Here is a 15,179-nt window from a genome sequence, read left to right as displayed (position 1 = left end):
GGCCAGTCATCCATGTTTGAACGTTTTGTCAGCGGATTCACACCTACGGCGCGAGAACCCCAGAGGGTCGAAGAGGCAGCGTCTCCCGCTATCCTCTCCAAGCTGTTCGAAACCTATGGAGGAACCTCCTTCAACGATGGCATCTACCGGGTCCACACACCTAGCTCCTCCAGGACAGCCTCCAAGGCCGCTGCCGAGGCTTATCCGGCGCTGCGGATGCCTCTCGTGTGCTTTGGCTTCGACTGGTTAGGACGTCAGTTCGCCCTTGACCTTAACCGTGGAACACCAGAGGACCCGGAAGTAGTGCTGCTGGAACCCGGCACCGGGGAAGCCTTGGAAGTGCCCGTGGCCTTTTCCGACTTTCACGATGACGCACTCTTTCGCTACCGCGATTCCTGCCTCTTCCCGGACTGGTTCGCCGGCTGGCTCGCCAGCGGAGGTGCTGCACCTGCCTTCACTGAATGCGTCGGCTACAAACGGCCCCTTTTCCTGGGCGGCGAAGACGACATGCCCAACCTCGAGCTCACTGACATTGACGTCTACTGGTCCCTGATGGGGCAACTCCTGATCGCCACGCGCCATCTCCCTGATGGCAGCCCAGTTCCGCACCTGAAACTGCGCAACTAGGCCCACCACGGCCGAGGTGTGAGCGTTAGGGGATCCCCTTACGAACCCCCGAACCGGCCTCCAAATCCAACTCGGATGTGTCTCAAAACCTTCGCGCCTCAAGACCCTAGAGACATGCACCGGCCCAGTGTTTCAGTGCAGATCAACTCCGCGACCACTATCAATGCCCGGTGGCTCCAACGAACCTGTCTCAGGAATCGCGTCTTGCACCCCTAGCGAACGAGAGCACAGCAAATGCTGCTTCCAGGAGCAGTCGAAGAATGCTCCAAGAAAAAATGAAACACCACAGGGCGTTGACCGATAGAAACAACAAACCCTGCAGGGGTGTCGAGGAGCTATCAGAGAAGACCTGGCCCAGTGTCAGCACAACCAGTCCGAGCAAGGGGACCGCCAGCAAAAGTGCCCAGAAAGTGATGTCATAGTCTCGGGTCCACATCGCTGCGGTAAGCAAAACCAATGAGAATCCTGCGTATGTCCACGCTAACCGGCTGATGAGCTTTCTGAGGCGGGCCTTTTTCTCGGGTGAAACTCCAGCTAACGCCACAGGCCTTACCTTCTTCTCGTGAGTAATCTGTCCCCACCTTAGAAGACAGGCTAAGCTTCGCCGCCTCGCACTATCGCCCAGAGGCGATTGTCAGGCTTGATGGACGTCCCGCTGGCGTGACCGCGCAAATCAAGTTGAGCGGAGAAGTGCTCGCCTGGCCCTAAGGGGATCGGCTAACGGGACGCCTTGCAGCCGAGCCGCCGCGGACACCGTTCGTCTGACACCGGGCAAGGCAAAGGGTCCGTGCAGTCTTCTCGGAGAGGCAAGCGGGTAATAGGCTTTGCCCATCGCCGATCCGGGAGAGACCTATGGGTAATGACTCGAACACCTTCACGGTCGCCTTGCCCGAGATGCGGAAATACAAAATGCTGGACGTTGCGTGGCGATTACTCTTCTTAGTCTTCTGGATCCTCTCGGGGGTTTTGTCATTCGGAAACATAGAGCTTCCACGCGACAGGGCATTCGCCATCATGGCGGTAGCAATTGTCCTTACCGGCGCCTTCGCGTTCTATGCATATCGAGAGCAGAAGGCACTTCGGCCTCTCATAAACAGAAGATTCGCAGAAGAATTCAGCGCAAAAACTGGGCATGAGTACCCCCAAAACATCGACATCTTGACGGTCAAACAAACCGTAGCCGTCCGGAGAGATGACGGTTCTGTCCTCCTCTGGGCTGTGAACCGCTCGGCGGGCAGCGTCATAATCACGCCAGTGGCACAAGCACGATCGTAAACGCCCTTCAGTTGGGCCGTACCTATGATGGTTCCTGGTCCAGACCTATGTTTCGAAGCGCCCGCTAAAGGATCGTCTACCGGGCCGCCGGCGCTGTCGTGGGCCAACCGTCTCGTATGTCTAGGTTTCGAAACGGAGAGGTTTCGAGACACCCTGGTTGGGAAACTTTAGGGTGTGCCCAAGACGGGGCGGGAGACCTTCAACGGCCGACGCGAATCACTGCTGTGAGGTGGTGGGTTGACTTGAAGTCCAGCCCTAGGTGAGTGGCAACCGCCCATTTATGGAGGCTATGTAACATCCGGCGAGTATGTAGCCGACCGTCCATGCGAATGAAAAGGGCCATCTGGATAAGCGCTGCTGTTCAGATACAGGTTTTGCTCGGATCGCTTTTGCTGGACTGAGAACATTGAGGGGATATCTCATTTTGAGTGGGAAAATGGGCAGCGACGCCAGCAGAACAATTCCGGACGCATAGGCCAGTACTGGGGATCCAATAAATTCAGTCAAGAGTGGCATTGAAATCATGATCACCGCGGCCAGAGTGATCGATATTAGGTGAATCGAGTCCAAGACGCGTTGGGTCTTGGACTCAGGTGTAACGCGCGGCCAACCACCGCTCCAGGCCACGCCCCAGCCCATGAACAAAAACATCGCAAGAATAAGGATTTGAGTCACTAGCAGTTAGCCTCACCGGGAACAGCAGCATTGGTTGGGCTCATTCAGTCCGGTCTCTCGAAAACGCACCGCTTGGAGATCCTAGGGATTTGAGGCGCAGAGGTTACAGAGACACATCAGTTGTCACCGACATCAGCTGGGTCCTGCGGAAAAAGGACCGGATTCAGCGGGGATAGGGAACCCGGCATCGCAGTCAGGAAGAAGCATCGCGGGGCTTCCGGTCCCGTGCCGCCCGCAAGCACCAGGGGATGTAGAAGACGCAGAACAGCCCGAAAGCCAGGATGCAGGCCCCGAGCAGGACGCTGTGAGTGTCCACGTAGCTCTGCCTGCCGAAGTATTCAGGGTGCCCGTATCCGACCTCACCCGACAGCAGGGGCCCGCCCGCATCCACAAGGATGACGGCGAAGTAGGTTCCCAGGGATACCACCGGACAGATGAAAAGGACCGACCAAAGGGTCGATATAAGGTGGTAGCGCCTACGGCGGGCTTTCCAGGCACCCATGCGCTCCTCGAAGGCCTGCTGCCAGTTCTGCGTCGTCACTAATTTTTCATCCCCTATGTAACGGCCCCCACCTGTAAACGCGGACTGCGGTGCCTGATTTAGGACACGTTGCAATGGAATCCACGATTGGGGGGCTGCGCCGTTTGTAGGCTACCACTGCAATAAAGGCGTACCAGTTGAAGATGTTCCTATCAGCGGTGACGCCCGGTAGTGGATCCTTGAACGGACACCAGGAGTCTGATGACCACCCTTCACCGGACGGACAAAGCCGTTTCGATATCCAAAGATTTCGGGACTTCGCCGGCCCTCCCCTTGAATCTGCGCCTCAAAGCTCTAGGAAAAGAGTCGGCTGTCCGAAAACTCCCCTCGTCGGAGTCCAGCTGTCGTGAATGGCCAGGCTTGGTAGATGTCTTTTTGCCCGCCTCCGCCATGGCCTGCGGCGACCCTTCGGGGTTCCCAATCCAACTCTCCGGAGGCGGGCAAGAAGACACTTCCAGCCGACCGGTACGACTGCTTAGATCACTGTTACCACTATTGAAATCCAAAGGGGATCATCCTGATCAAAAACCAAGGGGCGCACATGGACGAGTCAACACGTAAAAAGACGTTCGCCGCTGCCACCGTGCTTTTCGTTTTGGCAGCGATCTTCTGCCACATTGAGGGCAATTCATCCTGGCAAGGAAGCGCCACTGTACTGGCCGCTGCGTACTCTGCCTTCAGCTGGGGACGAAGCAGAGAGCGAAGCGTGTCTCCCCGCGATTGATTGTCTAGCAACACATGCTCAATGTTCGTGGTCAAGCCCGTCGAGGTCTTGTCCACTGCGGATGACGGTAGATCGGCTTGCGCCGGCGGCCGGCGAGACTAACAATTTCGAGAACGGGGCCAGCCAGAAGGCGCCAAGGATGGACGTCTGCACGACCCGAGCGATCGTGAATGATCATCAGAACGGTGCCCTCCCGATAGACATGTCCCGCAACAACGCTGCCGTCAACCGAAGCGAGGGGATCACCTAAGATGATCTCGACTCGGTCATCGGCGTCTATAAATTGCAGCAAGGCGGCACGGGCCTCGGGTTGCCAGGCTCTCGGCCACGAGATCGACTCCATGGCACGATCCTTCCTTATGCCGCGCAATCTCACGGAATTTGCTTCGGACAATGGCGTGGTGGAGTTGACGTTTAAGGGTTGTGCACCGGCAGCGGAGGCCGCAGCCAGTCATCAACGTCCGGATCGTGCTCCACCAGGAGGCCCTCCAACGCCTCCCAGCCGTGGGTCGCAGCGAAGTTGGCCTCAGCAGGGAACAGCGGGACAAGGTTGGCAATGATGATCGGTCCATCCACGTCCTCGCAGACAGCAAACCCATCGGGTTGGTAATAGGGGCTGTACACGAGGAAAGCTTCAAGCCGGGTATCAGGATCGAGCGGCCCTCTGGGACCGATGACCTCACCTCGAAGCGGAGCGCGTCCCTCGTGGATCATCTCCTCCGCGAGCTGCTGCATCATGGAAGGAATGTACCGCTCAAAGTGGCCGCGGCGGACCATCATCAAAAGTTCAATCCGGATTGGCGCCCTGCCCGGCATGGCCAATGCGCACCGGCTCAGCCCCAGCGTCGAGTAGGCAACAACGCCGTCCAGGGGACCGTCGTCGAACTTGACGACCTGCGCATGTGCCGGTCGTCCGTCCGCGTCCCTGGACCATCCCTCAGAGATGGGGCCGAGATATTGTTCAAGGTGCTCGACAAGGTGTGTCATGGCTGCTCCTTCCTTTCCCCGCTGCCGGCGGTCGCGCGCCCAGAGAACTTCGGCCGCGCACCGAGGACAAGTGGCAAATATCGCCTGACAGCCACAATGCATCAAGCCCCGAAAGCCGCAGACCGGCGCAACTCCCCGGTCTTCAGCAGTGTCCGGATCTGATTCGAACTTAAGTTCAGCTCTTCAGCGGCCCGCTCAGTGATCAGGAAGCGGCGCTTCTTCGGTTCCTCGGTCACCAGCTCATCCTATGTGCGGGATAGATGGCGCTGCCGGTGTAGCGGAGGCGCATTCCGGCGTCTCCTATCCCTAGGTATGCGGCAACGGCTTGCTTCCGGTCTTTCGTCGAAACTTACGGGATCTGTGCCGTTGAGGGTTTCCCGCTTCGAGGCGCTGCGCAGCCTCTGCTTAATTAGCGGCGCCTTTTTGCATCTTCATTAGGCCTCGCTTGGCGTCTTTACGCACCCAGGCGCGTTTGTCTCCAAGCATGGCTTCAAGTCCGGCAGCTGCATCAGGGTGTGCCAGCTTAGCCAAGGAACTTGTCGCGTGACCGTTGACGTCTTCCTCGGCGAGAAGGGATAGAAGTAGGTTGATCGCCTCGGTCCGTCGAGATTTACCGAGCCCCAGCACGACCATCTGCCGCGAGTCCCCGTAATCGCGGTTAGATGCGATAGCCGCAAGATCGTCAAAGTATGTATCGTCCCACATGGTCTCAAGGGCGTTTCCCACTGCCCATCTCACGGACGAGGTGAGGGGCTTACCGTCTAGAGGCAAGCTTTCAAATTCCTCAAGGAGAGCGGGCGGCGCAGTTCCTCGTGCCCAAGGGTATGAGAGTGCCCTGACAATTTGTTCCTTGAGTAATAAGTCGTCAGTCTGAAGCCAGCGCAGAAGAATTGGAACGGCCTTGGTGTATCGCCTCCCCGAATTTCGGAGGCCAGCTAGGGACGTGTCCGGAAACCCGGCTGCATTGAGCTCCGAAAGAAGAACTTGCTGATCACCTATCTTTTCCGCGGACATGGAAGAACATTAACAGCCTCGTGAAGAACTTCGTCAGCCCCTCGGCTCGGTGAAGCCTTCCGCACTGATGTCTCGATAGACGTTCCCCTGGGGATCGTGCACTGGAGAGTCTGGAACTATGTTTGCATGAGCATCAGCAGCGCACATGCGGCCTCGTTCTTCGAGGAGATAATCCGTGAAGGGCAAGTTTGGACTATCCGTGATTCTGAAGGAATTCCGGCACCTTATGGCAGCGACGGAAAACGAGCAATGCCCCTTTGGTCTCTGGCTTCTCGTGCCGAGACTGTCATTAGCTCAGTTTCGGCGTACGCCGGATTCACCACAGTAGGGATTCCTCTCATTGAGTGGCGATCCCGATGGATTGAGGGCCTCGAGCGAGACGGGTTGCTCCTTGGAGTCAATTGGTCCGGCGAACGCGCGACTGGCTTCGACGTAGAACCCCGCGCGGCGCTGGCGGCCCTTGTTGCTCGGGAATAGGACACCTCGTCCAACGCCTGGTTTGGGTTCCCATCCAACTCGCTGTCTCGAAACCCTGCTGGCTCAAAACACTAGCCATGCACGACTGGACTACAACGATGGTGTGCCCCGTAAAGGATCCGCCTGCGTGCATAGTTGAGCGAGACTATCTATCACCGGGCGAAGAGGGAGCCACCGAACCAGAAAACCCCGATCACCATATAGAAGAAGCCCATAGCTTTAATGGAGCCGACGTCAGCGAACGTAAAGTGCACCGGCGAGATTCCGCGACCCTCTTTGTAGAGGCGAGACCACGTCGTTGCGGCCCCGTTTACGTCTCGATAGACACAGAAACCGAGAAGAACGAGGGCGCCCCCGGCCGCTGCGACGGCAATCCGAATAGTCCACGGCTCACCTGTAAGAGCGACTAGTAGGAAACCCAGGAGAAACGTCGACGGAACCATCCACGAGAGGGCTCGCGCGGGCTGCGGCATTTCCCGTCCCAACCTCTTGATCAAGCGAATCGTTTTGATAAATCCTCCAAGAGCAACGGCCAGCAGTAATTTCGCGATCTTTCCAATGAGTACTCGCGTCAACTCTAAGCGGGTGACCCTCGAACTCGCGTTCCTCCTGTCCGCCGTCTCTGGACGGATCGTAAACGTTGGTAGAGGAGCGAGTTGGTGACAGCAACAGTGACTGGCATGAGTTGCTCGCGCCGCCCGTAGGCCGGTCGATCACCGTGCCGCGGAAGCCCGCCGCCGCGTTTCGCGCGGTTGCTGGCTTACCCTGTGACTTTTGGCGATAAATGGCGGCTTTTTTGCGGCGCTATTTGGCGCTAGGTGCAGCCGTAAGGGGATCCTCTAACGCTCACTCCTAAGCCGTGGTGTGGTGGTAACCGTGCCTAGAAACCAAGGGAGGCTAACCATGAAGCCGATGAGTCCCGTCCCGAATGGAACCCATAGGTAAGGCGTGAAGCCTGTCGTCAGATTATTTTCGTCCGCAACTATCCCGGCGTGCCAGAGCGCGATTCCGCCGCTTACCAGGAGGGTAATGCTCACCGCCAGCGCGAGCATCGAGATTGCTACCGATTTCCTGATCATGCTGGCCCCCATGGTCTCTTTGTAAATACAAGCGCAAGTTCTCATGCTAGCCGTCCGGATGCTCGCTTAGGCGTCCGTAAGCGGGTCCTCCATTGTGCTACTCCGAGGAGCTGGAGATCGGTGAGTGGCGATGAGATGAGTCGCGTCGCGTCGCCGACTTAGATGCCTTTGATTTCGTAGTGGCGATCAATGTTCGCAGTTACCCTGCCCCATTCGCTTTCGGCGACTCGCAGCTGGTGCGCTCGGAACGACTCAGCATCCTGAAATTTCTCGTCAACCTGCCAGATCAGCGGGTTTTCGGTGACGACCACCTCGAAGAACAGGCACCCTTGCTCAGCGCGCGTCAGCTCGATGTGCACTGGGAGGAACTCTGCAACGAGCACCGCCTCGTTCTGATTGCCACAGACGAGTTGGCCGCTAAGGAAGACGTTACTCACAGAGCCATCCTTGCACCGCTCGACGCAGGGCTTAGAACGTCGTTTGGTGAAGGGCCGGCTACACATTTATCGCTGTGAAAAAGCCTCCATTATCGCTGCGATTTACATAGCGGGGATAGATGACACCTCCAGCCGCCCGTTAGCGGATCGGCTTACGGGCGGTGAGAACCCGTGAACGAGGACGACCTCGGTCTGCTGTTCATCCCCACCGCGTACGGACGAAACCTGCACGGCCGGAACAAGCAACGGCCGCTACGGGTTGTCAGGTGTGCATACAAGCTGTCCTCTTTTCGACCTGGACAACACGTTGTTCGATCACCAGGCGTCCGTCCGCTCGGGACTGAGGAGTTTCCTGCGCCATCTTCAAAGGGATCCGTCCATTGACCTGGAACGGTCCTGGTTTGAAATCGAGCAGCACAACTACGACCGGTTCCTAGCAAAAGAAATCTCCTTCCTGGAACAGCGGCGTGGGCGGCTCCGCCAGTTTCTGCCCTTGGCTGGCATGGTTATTCCGAAAGCGGATACCCAGCTCGATGAACTCTTTGCTGTCTACCTCCGGAATTATGAGATGGCGTGGAGACCGTTTCCGGACGCGGCGCCTGCGTTGCAGCACTTGCGCAGCAAGGGCATTCCGATCGCTGTCGTCACCAATGGCAACCACGCGCAACAGACATCGAAAATTGAACAGCTCGGCCTCGAACCGTTCCTGGACGGGGTCTTCAGCTCGGAGCTGACAGGTTAGGCCAAACCGGCACCCGAGGCCTTCCTGGGGGCATGCAGGAGCCTGGACATCTTGCCGGAAGAGACCCTGTACGTCGGGGATAACTACATCACCGACGTTGAAGGGGCCCGGGCTGCGGGCCTCCAAGCCGTCCATATTCACCGTGATGGCTCCGGGCTGCCCCGCTCCATCCGAAGCCTTGCGGAATTGATGACAATGATGGAACCGCGACCGACATCATTAACAGGGTGGGGGCAGCAGCCGATCGAATAGCATCACAGTCCGCGAGATAGCATCGTCAGGTGATTGTGGCAGTCGAAGGTCCCAGTGCGGCCGGGAAAACGACGTGGTGCAGAAGGACCGTGGCCGAGTTCGTCTCGGAATACGCTCCAACAGGGACCGAGCCGGACGGCAGTGATGCCGCGGGCCAGGCCCATTACTGGACCGAGGTCAATACAAAGCGCTGGTCGCAAGCGCTGGATCTTGAAGACCGTACGCGGGTGGCGGTCTGCGACACGGATCCAATGAAACTCCACTACTCGTGGTGCCTGGCGCGAGTCGGCGCCGCCCCGACTTCACGATTCGCTTTTGAGCTGGCATGCGTGCGCGAGGTAATGAGCCGACAACAGCTTGGATTTGCAGACCTCGTATTAGTGACAGTCCCCGACGAAGAGACTTTGCGGCGACAGAAGGCAGGAGACCGGACACGCTCCCGGCGCTCGTTCGAACTTCATGCAAAGCTGCGTCAGCCCCTCATGGAGTGGTACCAAGGGCTGAACCGACTGAAACCGGGTCATGTTATGTGGGAGCTGCCAGAGGACGGTATCGATTCCATCAGCAGAACATCGCCCTGCCTCGACCGCCGGTACGACGTGCGGGTTCTCGATGCACTTGTAGCCGAACTGCCTCAACTCAATTGAGTTGTCCGGTGAAGGATCCTCCACTGGGACAGCTCTGTCACCAAGGCGTGCCCCGAAGATCGATGTCACCTTTCGGCCACTCGCTCGCGTCGCGTTTGGCGGAGCAGATCAGGTTCGGGGCACCCTCAGAAACGACGACGGACTTCTGGTCCAACCGGGACAAACTTCGTTCCGTGGCATACACCTGCACCCACCCCGCTGACTCATAAAACGGCACGACTTCCCTTCGGCATCCGAGAAAGCCAAAGTCGACGCCGGTAACACCACGCATCACCTCTTGGGCATGTTGCATTACTCGCCGGCCGAGACCCGTGCCGCGTGAGCGGTCATCGACTAAGACACCCCCTGTGCCGGCCACCAGGACGTCATCGGTGCCCACTCCTATCCGGCGACGTTGAAAGCCCACATGAGCAGCCAAGGCTTGGCCGCGGAACGCCAAGACGTGAGTATCTGCAGGCGAATACCCGTAGGGTGCCTCCGGGTTCCACGGACCAAATTCGTTCAGGTACTCGCTGTCAAAAAGGTTCTGGAGCGCATCAATTTCCGTTGCAGCGAGGTCGGCGTGTCTTCGCACGCGAATGACTTCAGTCATGGTTTCAGCCTATGTCTTCGCATCAGCGCTAATCTTGGGCGGATGAATGCCCGTTAGTCGATCTGCTTCCGGGCACTGGGTCTTCATCATGGCTGGTTAGAGCGGCCGACCGTAGGGATAGTCCACCCATAGACCCGCGCCTTCTTCTGGGCATGCCAGGTCGGCGCCCTTTCGCGTGGACCAGTAGTCGGCGGGGAAGCGGGCTCCCTGGAGAACGGCGTTCAGATCGACGCCGTGCTCTTCGCGTCCGTCGGCGAATCGCGCGTCATACCGAATGCTGCGGTAACGACTCTTCAGCCAGCGACGCCTCTTCCATGAGGCAGCGGCTCGGATGGCAACCGGCATTTGTGAACTCATTCCTGCATTCTCCCGTGCCGCTCGCCCTTGTCTTGGGATCGGCACACGAAAGCGCAATCGGCATGTGCCCGTAAGCCGGTCGCCCTCAACCTTGGCGGCAGCGTCTACGACCCGCACGATCCAGTAGGAAAGCTGCTATTCAACGTCCTAGGCATGGTTGCCGAGTTCGAAGCCGACCTCATTCGCGCCAGAACGCGGGAAGGAATGGCAGTGGCAAAAGCCAAGGGCCGGCTGCGAGGGAAGCAACCAAAGCTCTCGAAAGCCCAAGAGGCGCACCTCGTTAGCCTCCACCAAGGCGGGGTTCACACCACACCGAGATTGCCGAACTATTCGGCATCGCTCGCTCCACGGTCTACCGCGCCATCCAACGTGCGACACCAACGCCACCCAGGTGACAAATAACGCCCCAAAAAGACCGCCATTTATCGCCGAAAGTCACAGGCTTACCCCATGTACGTAAGACCCGCAGGATCAAATGCACGGTGACGGGGGGATTACTGCAACCCTGTTCCTCATGACTGGAATGAAGATCGGTTATGCCAGGGTCTCGACAAACGAACAGGACCTAACCGCCCAACGAAACGCTCTCCTTGCCCTTGGTGTTGACGAGAAGCAGATCTTCGTCGATCACGGACTGACGGGATCTAATCGGGTGCGCCCTGGACTCCGTGAAGCCATGGCGGCATGCCGAGCCGGCGATACGCTGGTGGTGACCAAACTAGACCGTTTGGCGCGTTCCCTTTCCGATGCCCGGGACATTGCCGATGAGCTGACGGCCAAGGGCGTTGTGCTTAGTCTCGGCGGCAGCACCCACGATCCGACTGACCCCGTAGGCCGGCTGCTGTTCAATGTCCTGGGAATGGTGGCCGAGTTTGAAGCGGATCTGATCCGGGCGCGCACCCGCGAGGGCATGGCGGTCGCCAAAGCGAAGGGGCGACTGAAAGGCAAGCAGCCAAAATTGTCCAAGACGCAGCGGAAGCACTTGCTGACACTGCACGACGCCGGCGAGCATACGCAGGCCGAACTGGCCGAACTGTTCCGGGTATCCCGGACGACGGTGTACCGCGAGCTCCAAAGGCGAACCATCTGAAGACGGATGCAGCGCCTCCTGCTAAGAGTGCCATTAAGCGCTGCCAAATGAACGCCATTTAGTTCTGCGATTCACAGGCTGGAGCCGCGCACGCTCCACTGCCCCGGCAAGCCCGTGCTGACCGCGAGAGCACCTCAACGTAGCCCGGAGACCGCGCGTTGCTTGAAGACTCCGGTTCCGGCCTCGCCCAGCTGGCGCCTAGGTTTACTGCACGGACCTCGCTTCGCTCGGGCTGTAGAAGCGTTTTTCTGTTTTTTGCTGCTGTCCTGCGGATCGTACGTGCCCGCTCCACCGGCTCAACCGTCCTGCGGACGGCTGCGCAGCCGATGCCTTGTGTCCGGCGCTTCGCTTATTTCCTCCCACAACCCATCCGCTGCTTGCCCTTCGGGTTGCCCCGGCTCCGTCGGGCACAGCTACGCGCTGCTCCGCCAGCAGGCAAAAAACGCCCGGGGGAGAGGGGACGCTGGCCGGTCGCTTGAGCCGCCCCGCCCACCGGATCCTCAGCAAAGGACGAGAGAAACCATGAACGATCGCATTGCACGCGCAGCCCTGACCCGCCTGTTCGAACCCGGCGACCGTGTCGGCCGTGCCCTTGTGGGCCGGCTCGGCGCGTACGCCACCTTGCGGCTTGCCACGGGCGCGCAGCCTGCACACGCCGTTCCGGAGGCCACGGTCGAAGAAATTTCGAAGGCATTGAAGCGGTGGGCTCCACGGGTGCCGGACCTCGACCCGGAGACGGACCTGGCCACCATGGAACGCCTGGGCGGCGGCTTCCTCATTCCGGGGGATGAGCGCTGGCCGGAAGGCTTGGACGATCTGCCCGACGCCCCGTACGGGCTGTGGTACCGGGGCAACATCGACAACGGCATCCCGGCGCCTTCGAAGTGTGTGGCCCTGACAGGTTCCCGGGACTCCACCAGTTACGGCGCCTCCGTCACAGGGGATATGGCTTACGGGTTGGCTCAGCGGGGAATCTGCGTGATCTCAGGGCTGGCCTACGGCATCGATGCACACGCGCACCGGGCCGCGTTGGCCGGTAGCAAGGGAGAAGGACCGGCAACCCTGGCGGTACTGGCCGGAGGCCTTGACCGCGACTACCCGTCCGGTAACGCTGACCTCGCGGCCGCGATCCGCGGCAACGGCCTGACCCTCTCAGAGCTCCCGCCCGGTTCCGCCCCGACCCGATACCGGTTCTTGCAGAGGAATCGCATCATTGCCGCTCTTGCAGGGGTGACCTGTGTCGTGGAAGCCCGCTGGCGCTCAGGGGCGCTGAACACCGCCCACCACGCCGAAACTATTGCCCGGCATGTCGCGGCCGTCCCCGGGAGCGTCCACAGCGCCAATTCGGCAGGATGCCACCGGCTCCTGAAAGAAGGCACGGCGGTGCTGGTGTCCGATGCGGCCGATGTGGCCGAATTGCTCGCGGGCTAGTCCCTCCAGGTGGCCGTCCCGTTGCCGGGGCGGTCACCGCGGGCGGTCCGCCGCACGGGTTGGCTCCGGTATCGGGTTGACGGCGGCGGACCGCCAACCGCCTGGGACAGCCATGGGGGACCGAGTGGCGCGGACCGCCAGCCGCTGGACGAGCATGAGCATTCCGCGGTGCTGATACATGGTTCGCAGAGCTCACCAAGAGAACGGGCGTCCGCTGGCGCGGCCGGCTGTTGGGGCCAGTGCCGGCTCCGCAGGGCTCCGCCGTCCCTGGCCCTGTCCTGTCTACGACGTTTTGGCTGCTGTCCTGACGGATTGTACGTGTCCGCTCCGGCCCGTCTAGCCCCTCCTTCGTCGGGGCCTGCGGCGCACGAAATGTCCCTGCGGCGCTCCTTCGTCGCTAATTTCCTCCGGGAATTTCCCGCCCCTTGCCCTCACGGGTAGACAGGCCTCCGTCGGCCACAGCTCCGCAAGCTTCGCCAGCAGCCAAAACAACGGGGGGAGAGGGGACGCTGGCCGGTCACCTAAACCGCCCCGCCCACCTAATCCTCAGCAAAGGACTTTCAACATGAACGACGCAATCCGCATCTCCGGCCCCGCCGACATCCTCGGTTTCATCCCGCACTCCCTCGGGTTCGTACCGCGGGAATCCTTTGTGTTCCTGACCATGCGGGGCAAGACTCTGGGCGCGACACTGCGCGTCGACGCCCCCGCGTTCGCCGAACCCGCCGGTTTCGCCCGCTCCATGGTGGACTACCTCGCACTGGACACACAGGCCACGGCGGTACTGCTGGCCATCTACACAGCCAGCACCCCCGCCCTCGGACAACCCCGCCCCTTCCACGACCACGTCGAGGCCGTCGTTGAGGCGCTGGAGGGTGCAGGTACCCCGCTGCAGATGCTTGGCTGGTCACCCCGTCGCACTGGCAAAACCTGCTGTGCGACAGCGACGCCGGGTGCTGCCCGCCCGAATCACTGGAATCCATCACGGACGGGCAGCTGAACGCGGAACTGGTGTTCCGTGGCAGCAGCTACCAAAAGACGCCCGGCACCAGCTACGCGCCGTTCGCGGGCCCGGCGGACAGGGAGGAGGAGATCCGTCACGCGCTCCCGGGCGTGCTCGGCGCGGAGCTGGGCCCGGGCCGGGAACTGTGGGCAGAGGCCCTGACCCGGGACGGCTGGATGGATCCGCAGACAGCGGTGGAGCTGCTGGCGTGTTTCCAGCGCCCGGACCTGCGCGACACGTTGCTCTGCAACGTCATCGACCCGGAGATGCCGGACGCCGAGGACAGCGGAAATCTGCTCATGGGGGAGGGTATCGCCCCGGACTGGGACCGCGTGGACCGGGCACAGGAAACCGCCCGGGACCTCATCGACGCCGCACCGGAAGGCTACCGGGCACCCCTGCTGACCTTGATCGGATGGCTGGCCTACCTCAAAGGTCAGTCGTCAGTCGCTGCGGACCACTTCAAGCTAGCTCTGGCCGATACGCCGGGCTACAGGCTCGCGGAACTGATGGACCAGCTGGTGAGCCGGGGAACCATCGCCCCGGTCGCGAAGAACCAGGCCACCGCCTATAAGCGGCACCGCTAAAAGCAAAGGGGCCGGACCGGGAAAACGGTCCGGCCCCTTGGGTGCGGTGGCGGCCTCCCCCGCATGCGCTCTTCCGGCCGCCGATCACGCTGCCGCGGGCGCAGCACCACAAGCCGGCAACGACCGAACACCGGGCTACAGTGGAAAAGGAACACGATCCACTAAGAGCCTGGGGGCAGCACATGAGCCACGAGTACATCCTGACCGACGATGACGCAGCACCTGCCGATGCCACCCATGCCCAGGACATCCTCGAGCTCTCGATGTTGACCATGCCGCAGCCAGGCGCCCCCATCGTTGATATCTCCTGGGAGAAATCCCCGCTGGACCTGTAAGTCTCTGTAGCGATGACGCTGCAGCATTGAGTTTCCTTTTGCTGAGGGAAAACTGAGGCCGGCCCCACGGGGCCGGCCTCAGCCCTTTTAAACGCTGAAACGGGCCTCGCTTCGCTCGGGCTGTAGAAGCGTTTTTCTGTTTTGGCTGCTGTCCTGACGGATTGTACGTGTCCGCTCCGGCCCGTCTAGCCCCTCCTTCGTCGGGGCCTGCGGCGCACGAAATGTCCCTGCGGCGCTCCTTCGTCGCTAATTTCCTCCGGGGATTTCCCGCCCCTTGCCCTCACGGGTAGACAGGCCTCCGTCGGCC

At 60.4% G+C, this 15,179-nt stretch carries 16 protein-coding genes and 3 pseudogenes; 10 read left to right on the top strand and 9 right to left on the bottom strand.

Annotated features, from left to right (window positions below; genetic code table 11):
- The first annotated feature begins 12 nt into the window (after positions 1–12).
- Positions 13–627 carry a T6SS immunity protein Tdi1 domain-containing protein gene (locus AC5RUQ_RS06120; RefSeq protein WP_493946487.1) on the top strand — a complete coding sequence of 205 codons (615 nt, stop codon included), beginning with the start codon at positions 13–15 and terminating at the stop codon, positions 625–627.
- Between the two features lie 852 nt (positions 628–1,479).
- Positions 1,480–1,902, top strand: coding sequence for a hypothetical protein (locus AC5RUQ_RS06115; RefSeq protein WP_493946486.1), 423 nt, complete (start codon positions 1,480–1,482; stop codon positions 1,900–1,902).
- A gap of 255 nt (positions 1,903–2,157) precedes the next feature.
- On the opposite strand, the gene AC5RUQ_RS06110 is transcribed toward AC5RUQ_RS06115, so the two are convergent.
- From AC5RUQ_RS06110 to AC5RUQ_RS06085, 6 genes are all read right to left on the bottom strand, one after another.
- On the bottom strand, positions 2,158–2,577 hold the full coding sequence (locus AC5RUQ_RS06110; protein ID WP_493946485.1) for a hypothetical protein: 420 nt from the start codon (positions 2,575–2,577) through the stop codon (positions 2,158–2,160).
- Between the two features lie 193 nt (positions 2,578–2,770).
- Positions 2,771–3,118, bottom strand: coding sequence for a hypothetical protein (locus tag AC5RUQ_RS06105; protein ID WP_493946484.1), 348 nt, complete (start codon positions 3,116–3,118; stop codon positions 2,771–2,773).
- 755 nt (positions 3,119–3,873) lie between these two features.
- Entirely contained in the window at positions 3,874–4,185 is a 312-nt protein-coding gene (locus AC5RUQ_RS06100) for a hypothetical protein (RefSeq protein WP_493946483.1), read from the bottom strand.
- Positions 4,186–4,256: 71 nt separating this feature from the next.
- On the bottom strand, positions 4,257–4,829 hold the full coding sequence (locus AC5RUQ_RS06095) for a suppressor of fused domain protein (RefSeq protein WP_493946482.1): 573 nt from the start codon (positions 4,827–4,829) through the stop codon (positions 4,257–4,259).
- Between the two features lie 101 nt (positions 4,830–4,930).
- Positions 4,931–5,065 carry a hypothetical protein gene (locus AC5RUQ_RS06090; protein WP_493946481.1) on the bottom strand — a complete coding sequence of 45 codons (135 nt, stop codon included), beginning with the start codon at positions 5,063–5,065 and terminating at the stop codon, positions 4,931–4,933.
- A gap of 169 nt (positions 5,066–5,234) precedes the next feature.
- On the bottom strand, positions 5,235–5,843 hold the full coding sequence (locus tag AC5RUQ_RS06085) for a HEAT repeat domain-containing protein (protein ID WP_493946480.1): 609 nt from the start codon (positions 5,841–5,843) through the stop codon (positions 5,235–5,237).
- Between the two features lie 126 nt (positions 5,844–5,969).
- Here AC5RUQ_RS06085 and AC5RUQ_RS06080 point away from each other — a divergent pair, with 126 nt between their 5' ends.
- Positions 5,970–6,320, top strand: a complete 351-nt coding sequence (locus tag AC5RUQ_RS06080) for a DUF2750 domain-containing protein (RefSeq protein WP_493946479.1) — start codon at positions 5,970–5,972, stop codon at positions 6,318–6,320.
- A gap of 839 nt (positions 6,321–7,159) precedes the next feature.
- Here AC5RUQ_RS06080 and AC5RUQ_RS06075 read toward each other — a convergent pair.
- Positions 7,160–7,411 carry a hypothetical protein gene (locus tag AC5RUQ_RS06075; RefSeq protein ID WP_493946478.1) on the bottom strand — a complete coding sequence of 84 codons (252 nt, stop codon included), beginning with the start codon at positions 7,409–7,411 and terminating at the stop codon, positions 7,160–7,162.
- A 146-nt stretch (positions 7,412–7,557) separates the two neighbouring features.
- A complete protein-coding gene (locus tag AC5RUQ_RS06070; protein WP_251420274.1) occupies positions 7,558–7,836 on the bottom strand; it encodes a putative quinol monooxygenase in 279 nt (92 codons plus the stop codon).
- A 268-nt stretch (positions 7,837–8,104) separates the two neighbouring features.
- Between AC5RUQ_RS06070 and AC5RUQ_RS06065 the strand changes: the two are divergent.
- Positions 8,105–8,830: pseudogene (locus AC5RUQ_RS06065) on the top strand (HAD family hydrolase).
- 89 nt (positions 8,831–8,919) lie between these two features.
- Complete coding sequence (locus tag AC5RUQ_RS06060; RefSeq protein ID WP_493946477.1) at positions 8,920–9,477, top strand: hypothetical protein; 558 nt, start codon at positions 8,920–8,922, stop codon at positions 9,475–9,477.
- A 37-nt stretch (positions 9,478–9,514) separates the two neighbouring features.
- Here the strand turns inward: AC5RUQ_RS06060 and AC5RUQ_RS06055 are convergent, their stop codons facing one another.
- Positions 9,515–10,069, bottom strand: coding sequence for a GNAT family N-acetyltransferase (locus tag AC5RUQ_RS06055; protein WP_141002418.1), 555 nt, complete (start codon positions 10,067–10,069; stop codon positions 9,515–9,517).
- A gap of 429 nt (positions 10,070–10,498) precedes the next feature.
- On the opposite strand from AC5RUQ_RS06055, the pseudogene AC5RUQ_RS06050 reads away from it, so the two are divergent.
- The 5 genes and pseudogenes from AC5RUQ_RS06050 to AC5RUQ_RS06030 all read left to right on the top strand — a co-directional run.
- A pseudogene (locus AC5RUQ_RS06050) lies at positions 10,499–10,821 on the top strand (recombinase family protein); the annotation flags it as partial.
- Between the two features lie 119 nt (positions 10,822–10,940).
- Positions 10,941–11,516 carry a recombinase family protein gene (locus tag AC5RUQ_RS06045; protein ID WP_493946476.1) on the top strand — a complete coding sequence of 192 codons (576 nt, stop codon included), beginning with the start codon at positions 10,941–10,943 and terminating at the stop codon, positions 11,514–11,516.
- A gap of 522 nt (positions 11,517–12,038) precedes the next feature.
- Entirely contained in the window at positions 12,039–12,947 is a 909-nt protein-coding gene (gene dprA, locus AC5RUQ_RS06040) for a DNA-processing protein DprA (RefSeq protein ID WP_493946475.1), read from the top strand.
- 565 nt (positions 12,948–13,512) lie between these two features.
- A pseudogene (locus AC5RUQ_RS06035) lies at positions 13,513–14,537 on the top strand (DUF4192 domain-containing protein).
- Between the two features lie 182 nt (positions 14,538–14,719).
- Positions 14,720–14,872 (top strand): hypothetical protein, encoded by a 153-nt coding sequence (locus AC5RUQ_RS06030; protein WP_171059168.1) that lies wholly within the window; start codon positions 14,720–14,722, stop codon positions 14,870–14,872.
- Positions 14,873–15,179 lie beyond the last annotated feature (307 nt).

The sequence above is a fragment of the Arthrobacter sp. MDT2-3 genome, assembly GCF_059090465.1.
The sequence above is the reverse complement of the archived record's forward strand: the minus strand, read 5'-3'. Positions and strand labels throughout refer to the sequence as shown.